A 16859-nucleotide genomic window follows, 5' to 3' on the forward strand; every position below is an offset into this window, starting at 1 on the left:
TCAGGGACCTTTCTCATCTCTCTTTGCAGGCTTCGTAACCCAGTCCGGCTTCATCCCTTGATTTCGTAAGAAAACAATACAGGCAGAGAGAACCGGCAAAAAGGCGACGTTCGACGGCTAATCCTTTAGTCAGTCCATCTCGGAGTAAACGTCCGGCTCTGCATCAGGGTAGATCCAACGAAGGAATGTGGGCACACGATGCCAAGAGACATGGGAGGGTGCGTTCCCCTGATACCAGCAGAGATACCTCCTGCGAACACAGGAAGAATTGGAAGTATTTTAACAGACTCCCTACGCAGCGCGTCCCTGATTTATCCATTATTTTCATCAAATGGTTATTTGTGTTCTGCTTCATAAAGGAGGAAAGCTCAAAAAAATTTTTTAAATAAAAAAAATAGGTCTTAAACCCTGCCATATCAATCTTTCCCGAGGGAGTCGCCTGCTGCAGCTCCAGCAGGAAAATAAAAAGAAGGTTCCTCTTCTAAAAAATGTGTTGATTCCGTCCTTTCTTCCATTCAGGAGAGGCTTCTTCCTCCGGAACGACCGGCGGGGACGCCGGTGGGATAAAGCGAAGTCGGAAGATCCTACACGGCCGAAGGGCAAACAGCTGATGACGAGCCCCACGGCAGGCTCGGGAGTGCAGGAGAAAGCTATACGCTCAGAAGAATAATGATTCTGAAACCAAGACTTAATCAACACTCTGAAACCCGGAAACTATTTAAGTTTCCGGGTTAATTGATTATTCAAAGTGTACTAATTTAATATTTTGATCACTTACATTTTCTGCAATCTTCTGCTCAACAAATTCCTCATCCTGCTTTTTACTGTCTGGAATTTCCAGATCGATTTTCTTCTTGTTATTGTGATCCCAGATAACATTTCCACTGGAATTTTCTCCTGTAATATAAGTAGCAGTAACTTTCATGAGTACTCCTCCTTTGAGTAATAGTCGTTTCTACCCTAAAGACGGCCTGGACATCTGCCGTACTATAAATACGTATACCCGATAAAAAACGTGAAAAAACTAAAGGAAAGTGAAAAACCTTCATATTATACGAAATACTTTCAATTTCAGAAAAAAAGCGGTACCGGAAACATCCGGCACCGCTTTTTCATTTCCGATCATAATGGGTCTTTCCATTCTAAATTATGCTTTTAATACGTCTGGATATACTGCTCGCGCTCCCATGGATGAACCTGGGTATTAAACATATCCCATTCGATTTCTTTTGATTCGATGAAGTGCTCAACAGCGTGTCCACCGAGAGCGTTTGTAATTGTATCATCCTTCGCAAGAGCTTCAATTGCTTCTTTCAGTGAAGCCGGAAGGGCATCAATTCCTTCTGCCGCACGCTCTTTCGCATCCATCGCGTAGATGTTGCGGTTTGTTTCTTCCGGAGGAGCCATTTTTTTGCGAACTCCATCAAGTCCTGATGCCAGCAGGGCAGCCATAGCGAGATATGGGTTTGCTGCAGGATCCGGGCTTCGCACTTCAATTCTCGTGCTCAGACCGCGTGAGGATGGAATACGTACAAGCGGCGAACGATTACGCATGGACCATGCAATATATACCGGCGCTTCGTAACCAGGTACGAGACGCTTATATGAATTAACGGTAGGATTCGTGATTGCTGTAAATGCATCTGCGTGCTTTAAAATCCCTGCAAGGAAATGCATCGCTGTTTCGCTCAGACCGTTTTCTGCTTTTTCATCGTAAAAGGCATTGTCTTTCGGGCTGCGGAAAAGGGACATGTTGGCGTGCATTCCGTTTCCGTTCACACCGAAGAGCGGCTTTGGCATAAATGTAGCGTGCAGACCGTGTTTACGTGCAATAGTTTTAACAACCAGCTTGAACGTCTGGATATTATCGCATGTTGTTACAGCATCAGCGTATTTAAAATCAATTTCGTGCTGTCCCGGTGCCACTTCGTGGTGGGAAGCTTCAATTTCAAAGCCCATGTCTTCCAGCTCAAGCACGATATCACGACGGCAGTTTTCGCCGAGGTCTGTAGGTGCCAGGTCGAAATATCCACCCTTATCATTCAGTTCAAGTGTAGGTTCTCCATTTTCGTCATTTTTGAAAAGGAAGAATTCCGGTTCCGGTCCGATATTAAAATCAGAGAACCCAAGCTCTTCAGCTTCCTTAAGTACTTTTTTAAGAACACCCCGAGGATCTCCTTCAAATGGAGTTCTGTCTTTATCAGGGTTATGAATATCACAGATAAGACGGGCTACTTTCCCTTTTTCCGGTGTCCACGGGAATACTACCCACGTATCAAGGTCCGGGTGAAGGTACATATCAGATTCTTCGATACGTACAAAACCTTCGATGGAAGATCCGTCAAACATCATCAGGTTATCCAGTGCTTTTTCCAGCTGATCCACCGGAATTTCCACGTTTTTAATAATACCAAGCAGGTCAGTGAACTGCAGACGGATAAATTTTACATTTTCCTCTTCTGCCATTTTAAGGATGTCTTTTCTAGTCGTTTTACTCATGCAATCATTCTCCTCCTTCAATAATCTGAACAGCAGCTCCGTTTATTAATTACTGTACACGAATTATCCGCTGCGATAGTTGTATAATACCCTCATTTTTAAAAGTTATGCACACTTTTGTCAGGTTTTCTGACAGGGAAATTTTCTGACAATGCATGTGCTGCTTTACAGCTTTTTCTCGCCCGAAAACACTCTGCAGTTCCAAAAGGGCTCTTATATCGTTCAGTTTGCTTCAATTAATTACAATTTATTGCCCAACATCCTGTTTTCTTCAAGCTGTTTCACTGCGTTGACTACAGCAGTTTTGACATGTTCAAAAGTAAGTCCCCCCTGGACATAAGCCCGGTACGGTTCACGCAGTGGACCATCCGCTGAAAGTTCAATACTAGCCCCCTGCGTGAAAGCTCCTGCTGCCATAATGACATCGCTCTCGTATCCCGGCATGGGAGATGGCTGGGGTTTTACGTGGGAATCAACGGGCGACCAGGACTGCACAGCCTGACAGAACGCTATCATCGACTCCTTCGTCGGAAATGAAACTGACTGAATTAAGTCTGTGCGGGCGTCTTCCGGTGCAGGAAATGTCTCCATCCCTTGTGCTCCAAGATAAGCTGATGTAAAAACAGCTCCTTTTAATGCTTCACCTACCGTGTGGGGCGCCATGAAAAATCCTTGATACATGTCCCTCAGCAGCCCAAGGGACGCGCCTCCCTCTGCTCCAATTCCTGGCGCCGTCAGCCTGAATGAGCACTGCTCTATTAAGGAAGAGTCCCCTACAATGTAACCTCCTGTTTTAGCGAGCCCGCCACCGGGATTTTTTATAAGAGATCCTGCTGTAAGGTCCGCTCCACAGTGAGGGGGCTCTTCTGTTTCGACAAATTCTCCATAACAGTTATCTACAAATATAATCATATCCGGATAAACAGATTTAATCGCTTCAACTGCTCTTCTAATTTCAGAGACGTTAACGGAAGGACGGTTATCATAACCGCAGGACCGTTGAATGCCGAGAACTTTCGTTTCAGCCCGTACCGACTTCAGCACCGTTTCAGTATCAATCAATCCGTGTTGAAGCTCTACTTCCCGGTAGGAAATGTTATATTCCTTAAGTGAACCGCTGCCGGAACGGCCCCGCAGACCGATTATTTCCTCCAATGTATCATATGGCCTTCCGGTAATATACATGAGTTCATCTCCCGGTCTTAATACGCCGTATAAAGCTGTGCTGATGGCGTGGGTTCCGGACACAAATTGATTTCTTACGAGGGCAGCCTCCCCTCCAAATACATCGGCATATATCCTCTCGAGCGCCTCCCGTCCGATGTCATCATACCCGTATCCTGTGGAAGCCTGAAAATGAAATTCAGATATCTGCTGCTGTCTGAAAGCTCTCAATACTCTTTCCTGATTTTTTTCCACTATCTTTCCTATTTCGAAAAATCGTGTTAATAACGCTTTATGAATCTCATCTGCTTTAATCTCGGTTTTTTCCATCATGATTAAGGAAGCGGCCCGTGTCAGGCCACTTCCCTGTCCCACCTTTCATTATTCGAGCATTTCATGATATACCGCTGAAGAAGGAGGAGCATATCCTCTCACTTCGTACGTTTCATCTTCCTCCATAAAAAGCTCTTTTTTTACAATCGTTTCTCTTCTTAATTTATAAATCTTCTTTCCATCTTCTGCTGGAAAGCGTGTCACGTAAGGTCGAAAAATTGAGGTTACTGCTTCTTCCAGTCTTCTCATCAGTTCTTTTAAGTCTTCTGGTTCATTGGCACTGATCAGTACAGAATTGCCGGACGAAACAGAAGCGACAAAATCCCCGTGGATTTTATCCCGTTTGTTGTAAACTGTCAGCATCGGAATGTGTGACGCATCCAGTTCTTTTAACAAATCAAGAACGGATTTTTCGTGGTTGAAAGCATCCGGATGGGAAGCATCCACTACGTGAAGAAGATAGTCTGCTTCCTTGACTTCTTCGAGCGTGGACCGGAAAGCTGCCACAAGAGTCGTAGGCAGCTGCTGAATAAATCCGACAGTATCCGTCATTAAGATATCAAATCCGGAAGGGAGCGTCAGTTTTTTCGTCGTAGGATCCAGTGTGGCAAAAAGTTTATCTTCCATCAAAAGGTCCGCTTCGGAAAATTTATGAAGAATTGTTGATTTCCCCGCGTTCGTATAACCGATGAGGGCCACTTGAAACGCCTGATTTTCTTTGCGTCTTTCCCGGTACTGCACACGGTGCTTCGCTACCTGATCAAGCTGGCGGCGCAGGTCTGTCATTCTGTCCCGGATATGTCTCTGATCCGTTTCCAGTTTTGTTTCACCCGGCCCCCTGGTGCCTATCCCTCCTCCGAGACGGGAAAGAACATGCCCCTGGCCCCGAAGTCTCGGAAGGGTGTAGCTCATCTGTGCAAGCTCTACCTGCAGTTTACCTTCCCGGGAATTCGCACGCTGCGCGAAAATATCAAGAATCAGCTGCGTCCGGTCCAGGACCGCTGCATCCATACTGTCAGTGATGTTTCTCAGCTGGGAGGGTGTGAGTTCGTCGTTGAATATGACCAGATCCGCCTCCCATTCCTCCGCGGCAGCTGCGATCTCTTCCAGTTTACCTTTTCCAACATATGTACCGGTTTTCGGGTGATCCATCGCCTGGGTGACAGTCCCTCTCACTTCACCGCCTGCTGTCTCGGCAAGCGCCTTCAGCTCGTCCATCCGGTATGCAAAAGATTCTTCACTCATTTTTTCCGTTTTAACTCCTACGACAACGACCCGTTCTTTTTGCTTCATACAGCTTCTCCTTTCCACTATGCTCAGTTCGTGTCAATTATCATCCCAACTGTGCAGACTTTTTTGCTGTACAGTTTTTCATGCTGAAAATATACAATCTGAAAACTCTGCGGCAGCTTAATAAAAACTGCCTCAAGGTAAAAAAGCCCGCAGAGAGCGTCAATTACTCTTTGCCGGCTTTACTCAGTCGAAGACTCAGGAAGGTTTGTCCTGCTGGAGCTGAACATTACGCTGCGGGGAAAAAGTAGAAATAGCATGCTTATAGACCAGCTGCTGTTTGCCGTCGGTTTCCAGTATGACCGTAAAATTATCGAAACTTTTTATTTGTCCACGGAGCTGAAACCCGTTCAGAAGAAACACAGTAACTGGAATGTTTTCTTTTCGAAGCTGATTCAGAAACTGGTCTTGAATATTAACAGGCTGTTGTTTCATTATAAGTTCCCCCTCATTCAGGCGTTATAAGTATTATTTCTCCGCCGTTGTCAAAACTCCTGCAACAAAATCTTCTATTTCATGTAGCTTTTCTTCCCTGTCGACCGTCATATCAAACCACTCCACGGGCATTTTATTACGAAACCATGTCAACTGCCGCTTTGCAAAGCGCCTTGAGTTCATTTTCAGCATTTCTGCTGCTTCCTGCAGACTCTGTTCTTTTTTCACTACAGGGATAAGTTCCTTGTAACCGATAGCCCGCATCGCCCTCGAATTTTCATATCCCATCTCTACAAGGCGGGCCACTTCTTCCAGGAGACCTGAGTTAATCATGTCGTCAACGCGCTTATTAATACGCTCATATAAGACTTTTCTATCCATCGTTAATCCGACCGGTATAATATTATATGGACTTTGTTTCTTTCTTTCCTCTTCAGTCGGCACTGGTGCATTTGTCCTATGGATAATTTCCAGTGCACGTATGACACGTCTGACATTGTTCGGGTGGACAGCTTCCGCTGTCCGTCTGTCTTTTTGAGTGAGAATCTGATGCAGATAGTCTCCCCCGCGCAATTGGGCAGTATGTTCCAGTTCTTTTCTGTATTCGGGATCTTCGTCGGAATGTCCGAAAGAATAACCATACAGGAGACTTTGAATGTACATACCGGTCCCACCGACAATAATTGGAATTTTATGTTTTGAAGCGATGGCTTCGATCGCTGTCTCTGCTTCTTTTTTAAAATCAGCTGCAGAAAATTCCTCCCCCGGAGACCGTATATCAATCAGATGGTGAAGGATCTCTTTTTTTTCATTTTCAGTAACTTTGGCCGTGCCGATATTCATACCTTTGTAAACCTGCATGGAATCGCCGCTGATGATTTCTCCTTCAAATTTTTGGGCCAGCGTTATACCTGCTGTCGTTTTTCCAACCGCCGTCGGTCCAACAATCACAATAAGCGGCTGTTTCATCCTTCCCCCTCCTTTCCTGTTAAAAATCCGTACTGAAAGGAAGCACCTCTCCTTTTTTTCACAGTAAATCCGTACTTTTCAAAAACTGGGCTTTTGGTGTGTTCTTTAATAACCACTCCACGGCTGGCCGTTTTTACAGCAAGCTGTATTAATTCCTCTGTCACCGGGTTATAGTCAGCCAGTTTCCGCAGAGGGTCGATGCCCGAAGCTTTGGAAAGCGGCGTGTTAAACATAGGATCCAGGTAAACGATATCCGCACTGTTTTTTTCCATCGCACTTAAAATCGTTTCTGCTCTCCCGTGAAGAACGTTAATTCTTGAGGCCGCTTGTTGAAGTTCCTGCAGAGGCATTGGAAAGTGCTGCAGTCCTTCTTTAACGATAAGGGCTGTTAACTTACTGCTTTCAATTCCGGTAACTTTCCCTTCCGGCCCTGCAGCAGCTGCCATAAGCAGACTGTCAGCCCCTAATCCAAGCGTACAGTCTACGATAACGTCTCCCTGTTTAATTTTCCCTGTTTCTGTTAAAGGGCTGGTTCCAGCTTCAACAAGTTTCCTGACTTTCAGTGCTGCTGTGTTCGGATGAAAAAAGAACGGGGGTGAATTGTGTTCTAAATATAATTCAAGTCTTATTTTCCCGTAGATAATAACCGGAAGATTCCAAGTATTTATAATATCTGCCAGCGGCTGTTTTCTTCTCGGAACAAATGGAAAGTTATACATTTTTGCGAGCTCTCTGGCTTTTTTGCTAAGAAGTTTCTCCTGTTTGGCTGCTGTAGTAACCACCGCTTTCTGCGGGGCCTCCATTAATTCATCACCCGTTTGAACATCTTTTCTATTTCATAAATTGTGTACTGGACCATGACGGGTCTGCCGTGGGGGCAGGTGTAGGGATTACGGCATTTTCTCCATTCGACGAGAAGGGCTTCCATATCCTCCTGACGCAGATAATGATTTGCTTTAATCGCTCCTTTACACGACATCATTGCCGCTGCTTCGTCCCTGATTAATCCGATGTCCACTTTGCCGGCTTTTTGTATATGTTCAATCATTTCCTGAATGGTTTCTTTTTCCTCCCCCGGTGGAAACCATTCCGGATAGGCCCTTATTAAGAAGGTGTTAGTGCCGAACGGCTCCAGAAACAGTCCCACTTTTTCCAGTTCTTCCTTATTTCCATTGAGCATACCCGTTTCTGAAGCTGTTACTTCCAGTGTCAGTGGAACGAGGAGCTCCTGAAGCTGATTGGACGGCTGCTTCAGTTTGTCTGCATAATATTCGTAATTAATTCTTTCCTGTGCTGCGTGCTGATCGATCATGTAAAAGCCGCTTTCGTTCTGCGCCAGTATATACGTGCCGTGCAGCTGACCGATCGGATAGAGAGCAGGAATTTCAGCACTCTCAACTGTCGGGGAATGTACCTCCTCAGACACACTCTCTATTTCCGGGTCACGAATTGTCGAATGTATGCTGTCCGTTTGACTTCTGGTGAAATCACCGGTTCCTTCGTTTTCTTTGCTATTAGAAACCGCTTTTGACACGTCCGGAGAAAAGATGGATTCTTTGTTTTTCGGAACTTTATAAGTTTGATTTCCTTCCGCTTGTTTTTTTACGGAGGCGCTGTTCTGCTCCTGGAAATTCAGGGACATCTGCTCCGGTTTAGGAGTGCTTTTTTCCGGACTGCTCATTTCTGGAATCAATCTCGTATTCTCCCAAACTTCTTTTACTGCTTCCGACACAAGCTCCTGCAGCGCTCTTTCCTTACTCAGCCGCACTTCCATTTTGGAAGGATGAACATTAACATCCACAAGAAGCGGATTCATCGTAATGTGAAGACAAACGATAGGAAAACGGCCAACAGGAAGCAGCGTGGCATACCCTGTCTGTACTGCTTTTGTCAGTGCCGGGTTTTTAATGTACCTTCCATTCAAAATGGTAGTCATATACGACCGGTTGGATCTCGCTTCGCTGGGAGCTGCAATGTACCCCGTTACCTGAAAATCTTCAGAAGAAGCTTTGACATACTTCATTTCTTTAACGACTGCTCTGCCGTATACTTCATTTAACACACGCAGAAGGTCATTATGACCGGCAGTTTTCAGCATTTTTCTGTCATCGCTCCATAATTCAAACGCTATATCCGGTCTCGCAAGAGCCATTCTGTTAACGACGTCACTTATGTGGCCAAGCTCCGTGTATACTGTACGCATATACTTCAGCCGGGCAGGCGTATTATAAAACAAATCCCGGACAACAATTTCTGTCCCCTGCCTTGGAGGAGCTGTTATCCTCTCCGTAATCTGTCCGCCTTTTACAGTTATTTTTTCTCCTTCCGATTCCCCGGCGCACGTTTTTAGTGTCACTTCAGCGACCGAAGCTATACTTGGAAGTGCTTCGCCCCGGAACCCGAGTGTTCCAATACGGAAAAGGTCTCTGTCCGTTTTAATTTTGCTCGTCGCATGCCTGAAAAAAGCAGTTTCTCTGTCTTCCGGGAGAATACCTTCGCCATTATCGAGGACGCGGATACTGGAAAGGCCGCCTTCCGACACGTCTACCCTGATTTTGCTGCTGTTGGCATCCATAGCATTTTCTACGAGCTCTTTCACTACGGAGGCCGGTCTTTCCACTACTTCTCCGGCTGCAATTTTATTGGAAAGCTTTTCGTCCAGCTGAACAATTCGTCCCATTTCCACGCCTCCTTTACTTTAGTTTCCTCTGCAGATCGTCAATCAGCTGCATTGCCTGAAGTGGAGTCATCTGCATAAGGTCAGTTTTTTTCAGCTCATCCAGTACAGGATGGTTTTTTTCTTCGGGAAAAAGAGAAAGCTGCTGCACTGCATTATCTTCCGGGGGATCAGCCCGCCTGTCTCTGCTTTCACTTTCAAGGGAAGTGAGTATTTCAGCCGCTCTCGATATCAGCCCGGACGGCAGATCGGCAAGTTTAGCTACATGAATTCCATAGCTCTTATCCGCTGCCCCTTCGACCACTTTATGGAGGAAAGTCAGACTGCCATTTTCTTCTCTCGCAGAGACGTGTACATTGCGGAGCCGTTTTAACTCTCCGCTCAGGCGGGTCAGTTCATGGTAATGAGTGGAAAAAAGAGTCATCGCTCTTATTTCATTATGAATAAATTCAATAACTGCCTGAGCAAGGGCCATTCCATCGTACGTGGAAGTTCCCCTCCCGATTTCATCAAGTAGAATCAGGCTGCTGGAAGTGGCCCGTTCCACCGCCTGTTTTGTTTCGAGCATCTCGACCATAAATGTACTCTGACCCTGGGAGAGATCATCAGCAGCACCGATACGGGTAAAAATATGATCAAACATCGGCAGTACAGCCCGGTCTGCCGGTACAAAGGATCCGGCCTGTGCCATAACTACGATAAGTGCGAGCTGCCGCATATACGTACTTTTACCGGCCATATTCGGTCCAGTTATTAAAAGCATTTCTCTTTCATCGTGCAGAAGCAGATCGTTGGCTACGTATTCACCGGCATCAATGGTCTGTTCTACTACCGGATGCCTGCTGTTTTCGAGTTCAATACGACGCTCATCAGTAAATGACGGTTTTACATAATGACATGTTTCGGCTGTTTCTGCAAAACTTTGAAGCACATCAATAATACTTAAAGTTTTAGCTGTTTCCTGTATAACATGAATATAACTTTTGACTTTTTCACGGACTGTCAAAAACAAATCGTACTCAAGTTTTTCGGCTTTTTCCTCCGCTTCCAGAATGATCGTTTCTTTTTCTTTCAGCTCAGGAGTAATATATCTTTCAGCGTTGGAAAGTGTCTGCTTTCTTTCATACCGTCCTTCCGGTAAGTATTTCAGGTTCGCTCTTGAAACTTCGATATAATATCCGAAAACTTTGTTGAAACCTACTTTCATAGATTTTATGCCGGTAGCTTCTTTTTCTTTTGCTTCCAGCTCCGCGAGCCAGCTTTTTCCGTTGGTCATAGCAGAACGATATTCATCCAGTTTATCATTATACCCGTCTTTAATAAGATTTCCTTCTGTGATAGACGGAGGACAGTTTTCCTTAATGCTTGCATCGAGCAGCTGCACAAGCGGTTCTGGACTTTCCATGGAAGCAAGCAGCTCATCTGCGTAGCTGTTATTAACACCTTTCATCGTTTCGATGATATAGGGAATCTGCTGCAGTGACTTTTTAAGCTGGATAAGATCTCTGCCATTGACATTACCGAAAGCTACTCTTCCGCTGAGTCTTTCCAGATCATATACACCGCGCAGCTGCTCGCGGACGGTTTCCCGATCCATGAAGTGGTCTACGAAAGAAGCTGTCAGACTCTGGCGTCGTTCTGCCGTTTCTTTATGAATGGAAGGCCGTTCAAGCCATCGTTTCATGCGGCGTGCTCCCATTGCTGTCTCTGTCTGGTCAAGAACATGCAGAAGCGATCCGTTTTTTTTCCGGTCTCTCATCGTCTCAGTTATTTCCAGATTTCTGCGCGAATAACTGTCGATCGAAAGAAATTGTGCCGCTTCATAATATACAGCTTTCTGCAGATGGGAGAGCGCCCTTTTAGTCGTTTCGGAAAAATAAGTAATCAGCCTGAAGGCACCCGGCCATAGACGTTTATCTGGAATATTACTCAGGAGGACTTCATCCTCGTTTCTCATAGAGGGTTTCCCGGTAAGAGAAACTGCAGCCCCGGTGCGTGTTTTTATCCTGCTGGAAAAAGAATCTGATACGTTTCCCGGAAGAACTATTTCTCTCGGATCAAAGGAAACAGCTTCCTCAAGTGCCAGTATTTCTTCGTCCACTCCTGTAATAAACATTTCTCCTGTCGAAATATCAGCTGCACATACAGCGTACAGTCCTTCGTTTTTTTCCACTGAAACAACATATTGATTGCTCTGATCATGCAGTGATTTTCCGTCCATCACAGTTCCGGGAGTAATTACCTGGACTACTTCTCTTTTTACTACCCCTTTTGCTGCAGCAGGATCTTCCGTCTGCTCACAGACAGCTACTTTATATCCTTTGGAAATAAGCTGGGAAATGTATTGTTCCGAGGAATGATGGGGGACGCCGCACATTGGAATCGCACTGTCCCCCTTTCCCCTTTTCGTGAGCGTTATTTCAAGCTCCCTGGCTGCTTTAAGAGCATCATCATGAAACAATTCATAGAAATCACCAAGACGAAAAAAAAGGAATGCATCCTCATATTCCGATTTTATTTTTTCGTACTGTTTCATCATTGGTGTACTCTGAGTCATACTATCAGCCAACTTTCCTCATATTCTTGTTTTCTGTTTATATAAAATTAATTTATCAGGTGATGACGCTGCTCTATTTATTGGATCCATTACTGCTATTATAGCACGGCAGACCGATTAAAAAGGCTGTCCCAAAGAAACGGGACAGCCTCATTTTTCATTAACAGCCGTGATCAAACGGATTCTTAGTCGTTGTACCCTTGAGCAGGTCCCCGCCCGTGGATTCAATAATTTTCTGTGTGACAGTATTGGAAATTGTATTGCTTACCATCTGAAGAAGCTCGTTTACTTCCATCTGGGACTGCTTAAATTCCTGAACGAGCGGTATTTGATCAAGCTCGTCCTGAAGGGCATCTATTTTCTCATCTGTGGCCTTGAGCGCTTCTGATTTTTCATAGTGCTTTAAATTAACTGCTTCTTTCTGCAGGGATTTAATTTTGCCGATGATTTCCTGAACTTTTAAGTGATCGTTAATTTGATGTTCAGCACGTTTGAAAAAATCAACTTCTTCTGTTTCTGCTATTTTATCAGCAAGACCACGCGCTTCTTCCATAATTTGTTTTTTTGTATAGTACTCTGCCATTATTAATTCACCTCTGCAGTTTCTGTAAGTTCTCCGTTTAGAGACCATGTTTTTGCTTCTGTAACGTGTACGTGTACAATTTCTCCAATCAGAGATTTTGAACCACGGAAGTTAACAAGACGGTTCGTTCTTGTACGGCCGCTCAGCACTTCCGGATCTTTCTTGCTTTCACCTTCCACAAGCACCTCAACGGTTTTGCCGCTGTACTGTTTATTTTTCTCCGCTGAAAGATCGTTGACAAGTGCGTTCAAACGCGCCAGCCGCTGCCTTTTTACATCGTGGGGCACATTGTCCTCCATTTTTTCGGCAGGCGTACCTTCACGCGGGGAATAAATGTACGTAAAAGCACTGTCGTACTCCATTTCACGGACCAGAGACATTGTATCTTCAAACTGCTCCTCTGTTTCGTTAGGGAAACCTACAATAATGTCCGTAGTGAAAGAAGCATTCGGTACAGCCTTTTTAATTTTTTCTGCAAGTTCAATATAGGATTCCCTCGTATATTTTCTTGCCATCAGCTTCAGTATTTGGTTGTTACCGCTCTGCACCGGTAGATGGATATGCTCCACGAGGTTTCCACCTCTGCCCAGCACTTCGATCAGATGATCATCGAAATCCCGTGGATGGCTTGTTGTAAAGCGGACTCTTGGAATATCAATCTTTTGAATTTCTTCCATAAGATCACCCAGGCCGTAATTAATGTCCGCCAGGTCTTTTCCGTATGCATTAACATTTTGACCGAGAAGCGTAATTTCTTTATAGCCGTTTCTCGCAAGGTGTCTTACTTCTTCAATAATATCCTCCGGACGTCTGCTTCGTTCTTTACCTCTTGTGTAAGGAACGATACAGTATGTACAGAATTTATCACATCCGTACATAATGTTTACCCAGCCTTGAATCTTACCTTTTCGGGCCCGGGGCATATTCTCAATAATATCCCCTTCTTTTGACCAGACTTCCACGACCATTTCTTTGTTAAAGATCGCATTTTTCAAAAGCTCCGGGAGACGGTGGATATTGTGTGTTCCGAAAATCAAGTCTACCTGCTGGTGTTTCTGCAGAATGCGGTTCACTACAGATTCTTCCTGGGACATGCATCCGCATACACCTATGACAAGTCCTGGATTATCTCTCTTTAAATTCTTCAGGTGGCCGATTTCTCCAAAAACTTTATTTTCAGCATTTTCACGGATGGCACACGTATTGATCAGAATGACGTCAGCTTCCTCTGTGACGGCAGTTGATTCAAATCCCATGCGCATGAGGATGCCGGCCATATTCTCTGAATCGTGCTCATTCATCTGACAACCGTAAGTGCGAATTAAAAATTTCTTGCCGTGACCTATGCCCTGCATGTCTTCCGGAACGTCAAAATCATAATGTATTTCCACATCTTCTTTTCCACGCTTTTTCGCCTGTTTCAGGCTGGGCGGTACGTATGTTGTTTCAAAGTACTGTGAATAATCTTTTGTTTCTTTTTTCTTCTTATGTTCAGCATCGCCTGTGCCTGCCTGTTGTTTACGCTGTTCTTCATTCATACGATGCGCTCCTTTATTGTTAAGCTGTCAGCCTATAATTATAGATGGTTTTCGGGCACGGCACAACCTTAACACATTTTCTTTTACATAGTGACTTTTAACGTTTTATAACCCCGGGATACGAATAAGTATTTTACCGGAAGTGGAAAAACATAGAGGTGCTGTCGAAAATCCCTTTATAAGAGCGAAAATAGATGTCGCTTTAAATTTTGTTTTATTATTAAAGCCGCCACTTAAAGCCATATTACCTTCATACATGCCGGGCTCTCAAAAACTATTACATAAAAGAGCCGGTCAGTGATTCTGACCAGCTCTCGCCATAACGGTACTTAAAATTTTTAACTCTTATATCTCATTTATGATAGAATATTTAATTCTCTTCCGGCTTTTTCAAATGCATCCAGTGCCTCGTCGAGAATTTCTCTGGAATGTTCTGCTGTTACAATTGTTCTCACGCGCGCCATGCCTTTCGCAACGGTTGGAAAAGCGATGCCCTGGGCAAAGACTCCGTATTCTTTCAGCTTATCTGACAGCTGGTGGGCTTTTGCTTCGTCACCGACAATTACCGGGGTAATCGGGGTTTCACTTCTGCCTGTGTCAAAACCTATTTTCTTCAGCTTATCTTTAAAGTAGCGTGTGTTATCCCAAAGCTTTTCAATAAGCTCAGGTTCTTCGAGAAGCACATTCACTGCCTCCATGCAGGCTGCTGTTACTGCCGGTGGGTGTGACGTACTGAATAAAAACGGACGTCCTTTATGAATCAGGTAGTCTCTCACGGATTGGGTGCTTGCAATATAGCCGCCGAGCACGCCTACTGCTTTACTAAGTGTACCTACCTGAATATGAACGCGCCCATTAAGGTCAAAATGATCTACCGTTCCCCGGCCGTTTCTTCCGAGAACCCCGCTCGCATGTGCATCATCAACCATTATGAGCGCATCATACTTTTCACAAAGTTCAACAATCTCCGGAAGTGGGGCAATATTACCATCCATGGAAAATACTCCATCCGTAACTACGAGGCGCTTTCTGTAGCCGGAAGTTTCTTTCAGGGCTTTTTCGAGACTTTCCATGTCCACATGTTTATAAATTTTTCTCGCAGCCTTTGTCAGCCGTATACCGTCAATAATAGAGGCATGATTCAGCTCATCAGAAATCACGACGTCTTCCTTTGTAAGAAGTGATGCAAGTACCGCCTGATTAGCGGTAAATCCCGACTGCAGTACAAGCGTTGCTTCCGTATGTTTAAATTCTGCAAGTTTTTCCTCAAATTCGTTGTGCATCGTAAATGTTCCGGCAATTGTTCTTACCGAGCCGGTCCCCGCACCGTATTCATCCGCGGCTCTTACCGCTGCCAGCTTCAATCTTGGATGCGTCGTAAGTCCGAGATAGTTATTGGAAGAGAGCTGAATCAGTTCTTTCCCATCTATCGTAACTTTCGCCCCCTGATCTGATTCAATAGGCACAAGCTGACGGTAAACACCATCTTTTTTCATCTGCTCCAGTTCCTGTTCTAAATATTCAAAACCCTTCAATATTGCTCATTCCTTTCTGTTATGGGTGTAGTATAACTTTACCACAGTTGCCTTCGAGCATTAGCTGAAAGCCTTTATCAAATTCCTCCAGAGGAAAATGGTGAGTAATCATTTGTTTCACATCGACCTGGCCTGATTGAAGCAGACCCGCTGTCTGCTGCCACGTCTGAAACATACGTCTGCCTGTAATTCCCTGGACAGTAATTCCTTTAAAGACGATATCATTTGTGACATCAATTTCTACAGGGCGCACAGGTAGACTGAGTATCGAGATACGGCCTCCGTTCGTAACCATCTTAAATCCCTGGTTCATCGCTGCCGGATGACCGCTCATTTCGCAGACTACGTCTACTCCTGCACCTCCGGTTTCCTGTTTAACAATATGAAGCGGATCAGCATTCAGTGAATTAATAATGTCTGTAGCTCCCATCTTTCTTGCAAGCTCGAGCCGGTAATCGTTAAGATCAAAAGCAAATACCCGTGATGCTCCGGCTGCTTTCGCTACCGCTGCCGCCATAAGACCAATTGGTCCGCAGCCTATAATCGCCACCGTTTTTCCCACTACATCCCCTGCCAGTACCGTATGTACAGCATTACCCATAGGTTCCTGAACACTGGCTTCGTCCCATGGGAGCGAGGGATCATTCTTCCACAGATTTTCTGAAGGAAGTACAACGTATTCAGCGAAACAGCCGTCACGGTCTACACCGATAATCTCCGTATTCTGGCAGATGTGAGCATTACCTGTCATGCATTGAGGACAGTGTCCGCAAACGATATGAGTTTCTGCGGAAACATGATCACCGATTTCCACATTTTGAACAAGATTTCCTTTTTCCACTACTATTCCGGAGAATTCATGGCCAAATATGTAAGGAGGATTAACCCTGCTTTGGGACCATTCATCCCATTCATAAATATGAACATCTGTCCCGCAGATGGAAGTTGCTTTCACCTGTATAAGCACCTCCTGCGGACCGCAGTCAGGTACCGGTACACGCTGAAGTTCTGCTCCTTTTCCCCGGGCGGATTTCACAATTGCTTTCATTGATTTCTGCACATTACTCGCCACCTTTAATAAGCTGCCTTAAGTGTAGCACGGCTTGTTGTGTGCCTCAACTGTACTGTCCTCCTCAAAAACACATACGCTCACCATGTAAATAATAATAGTAAATTTAGTGCTTTTCTTGTGATTTTCCTGAGACGTTGAAGCTGTGCGCAGTTTACACTAATATGTTTCTAACGAAAATCTTCCTCTTTACATTAAAAACTTTGCTTG

General features: G+C 44.8%; 14 protein-coding genes. All 14 read right to left on the reverse strand.

Annotated features, from left to right (window positions below):
• Positions 1 to 739: 739 nt before the first annotated feature.
• Positions 740 to 925: a hypothetical protein gene (locus C6Y45_RS04495; protein WP_107583842.1), complete on the reverse strand. Its 186-nt coding sequence runs from the start codon at positions 923 to 925 to the stop codon at positions 740 to 742.
• Positions 926 to 1155: 230 nt separating this feature from the next.
• Positions 1156 to 2499 carry a type I glutamate--ammonia ligase gene (glnA, locus tag C6Y45_RS04500; RefSeq protein WP_107583843.1) on the reverse strand — a complete coding sequence of 448 codons (1344 nt, stop codon included), beginning with the start codon at positions 2497 to 2499 and terminating at the stop codon, positions 1156 to 1158.
• Between the two features lie 240 nt (positions 2500 to 2739).
• A complete protein-coding gene (locus C6Y45_RS04505; protein WP_107583844.1) occupies positions 2740 to 3996 on the reverse strand; it encodes a methionine gamma-lyase family protein in 1257 nt (418 codons plus the stop codon).
• 48 nt (positions 3997 to 4044) lie between these two features.
• Positions 4045 to 5289 (reverse strand): GTPase HflX, encoded by a 1245-nt coding sequence (gene hflX, locus C6Y45_RS04510; RefSeq protein WP_107583845.1) that lies wholly within the window; start codon positions 5287 to 5289, stop codon positions 4045 to 4047.
• A 195-nt stretch (positions 5290 to 5484) separates the two neighbouring features.
• Positions 5485 to 5721: an RNA chaperone Hfq gene (gene hfq, locus C6Y45_RS04515; RefSeq protein WP_107583846.1), complete on the reverse strand. Its 237-nt coding sequence runs from the start codon at positions 5719 to 5721 to the stop codon at positions 5485 to 5487.
• Positions 5722 to 5754: 33 nt separating this feature from the next.
• A complete protein-coding gene (miaA, locus tag C6Y45_RS04520) occupies positions 5755 to 6690 on the reverse strand; it encodes a tRNA (adenosine(37)-N6)-dimethylallyltransferase MiaA (protein WP_107583847.1) in 936 nt (311 codons plus the stop codon).
• Positions 6687 to 7493 carry a class I SAM-dependent methyltransferase gene (locus C6Y45_RS04525; RefSeq protein WP_107583848.1) on the reverse strand — a complete coding sequence of 269 codons (807 nt, stop codon included), beginning with the start codon at positions 7491 to 7493 and terminating at the stop codon, positions 6687 to 6689. The genes miaA and C6Y45_RS04525 overlap by 4 nt, the downstream gene beginning before the upstream one ends.
• A complete protein-coding gene (gene mutL / locus C6Y45_RS04530; protein WP_107583849.1) occupies positions 7493 to 9370 on the reverse strand; it encodes a DNA mismatch repair endonuclease MutL in 1878 nt (625 codons plus the stop codon). Before mutL ends, C6Y45_RS04525 begins: the two co-directional genes overlap by 1 nt.
• A 13-nt stretch (positions 9371 to 9383) precedes the next feature.
• On the reverse strand, positions 9384 to 11924 hold the full coding sequence (gene mutS, locus C6Y45_RS04535) for a DNA mismatch repair protein MutS (protein WP_107583850.1): 2541 nt from the start codon (positions 11922 to 11924) through the stop codon (positions 9384 to 9386).
• Positions 11925 to 12084: 160 nt separating this feature from the next.
• Positions 12085 to 12507 (reverse strand): YlbF/YmcA family competence regulator, encoded by a 423-nt coding sequence (locus tag C6Y45_RS04540; protein WP_107583851.1) that lies wholly within the window; start codon positions 12505 to 12507, stop codon positions 12085 to 12087.
• A 2-nt stretch (positions 12508 to 12509) separates the two neighbouring features.
• A complete protein-coding gene (gene miaB, locus C6Y45_RS04545) occupies positions 12510 to 14045 on the reverse strand; it encodes a tRNA (N6-isopentenyl adenosine(37)-C2)-methylthiotransferase MiaB (protein WP_107583852.1) in 1536 nt (511 codons plus the stop codon).
• A 105-nt stretch (positions 14046 to 14150) separates the two neighbouring features.
• Positions 14151 to 14303 carry a hypothetical protein gene (locus C6Y45_RS17360; RefSeq protein WP_160058132.1) on the reverse strand — a complete coding sequence of 51 codons (153 nt, stop codon included), beginning with the start codon at positions 14301 to 14303 and terminating at the stop codon, positions 14151 to 14153.
• A gap of 98 nt (positions 14304 to 14401) precedes the next feature.
• On the reverse strand, positions 14402 to 15580 hold the full coding sequence (locus C6Y45_RS04550) for a glycine C-acetyltransferase (protein WP_107583853.1): 1179 nt from the start codon (positions 15578 to 15580) through the stop codon (positions 14402 to 14404).
• Positions 15581 to 15599: 19 nt separating this feature from the next.
• Positions 15600 to 16640, reverse strand: coding sequence for an L-threonine 3-dehydrogenase (tdh, locus tag C6Y45_RS04555; RefSeq protein WP_174703872.1), 1041 nt, complete (start codon positions 16638 to 16640; stop codon positions 15600 to 15602).
• Positions 16641 to 16859 lie beyond the last annotated feature (219 nt).

This window comes from Alkalicoccus saliphilus (assembly GCF_003044065.1).
Classification (GTDB): Bacteria; Bacillota; Bacilli; order Bacillales; family Salisediminibacteriaceae; genus Alkalicoccus; species Alkalicoccus saliphilus.

Bases quoted from the DNA above. Each gene is read 5' to 3' on its own strand.
- C6Y45_RS04495 (WP_107583842.1), bottom strand. From the start codon at position 925: ATGAAAGTTACTGCTACTTATATTACAGGAGAAAATTCCAGTGGAAAT.
- glnA (WP_107583843.1), bottom strand. From the start codon at position 2,499: ATGAGTAAAACGACTAGAAAAGACATCCTTAAAATGGCAGAAGAGGAA.
- C6Y45_RS04505 (WP_107583844.1), bottom strand. From the start codon at position 3,996: ATGATGGAAAAAACCGAGATTAAAGCAGATGAGATTCATAAAGCGTTA.
- hflX (WP_107583845.1), bottom strand. From the start codon at position 5,289: ATGAAGCAAAAAGAACGGGTCGTTGTCGTAGGAGTTAAAACGGAAAAA.
- hfq (WP_107583846.1), bottom strand. From the start codon at position 5,721: ATGAAACAACAGCCTGTTAATATTCAAGACCAGTTTCTGAATCAGCTT.
- miaA (WP_107583847.1), bottom strand. From the start codon at position 6,690: ATGAAACAGCCGCTTATTGTGATTGTTGGACCGACGGCGGTTGGAAAA.
- C6Y45_RS04525 (WP_107583848.1), bottom strand. From the start codon at position 7,493: ATGGAGGCCCCGCAGAAAGCGGTGGTTACTACAGCAGCCAAACAGGAG.
- mutL (WP_107583849.1), bottom strand. From the start codon at position 9,370: ATGGGACGAATTGTTCAGCTGGACGAAAAGCTTTCCAATAAAATTGCA.
- mutS (WP_107583850.1), bottom strand. From the start codon at position 11,924: ATGACTCAGAGTACACCAATGATGAAACAGTACGAAAAAATAAAATCG.
- C6Y45_RS04540 (WP_107583851.1), bottom strand. From the start codon at position 12,507: ATGGCAGAGTACTATACAAAAAAACAAATTATGGAAGAAGCGCGTGGT.
- miaB (WP_107583852.1), bottom strand. From the start codon at position 14,045: ATGAATGAAGAACAGCGTAAACAACAGGCAGGCACAGGCGATGCTGAA.
- C6Y45_RS17360 (WP_160058132.1), bottom strand. From the start codon at position 14,303: ATGTATGAAGGTAATATGGCTTTAAGTGGCGGCTTTAATAATAAAACA.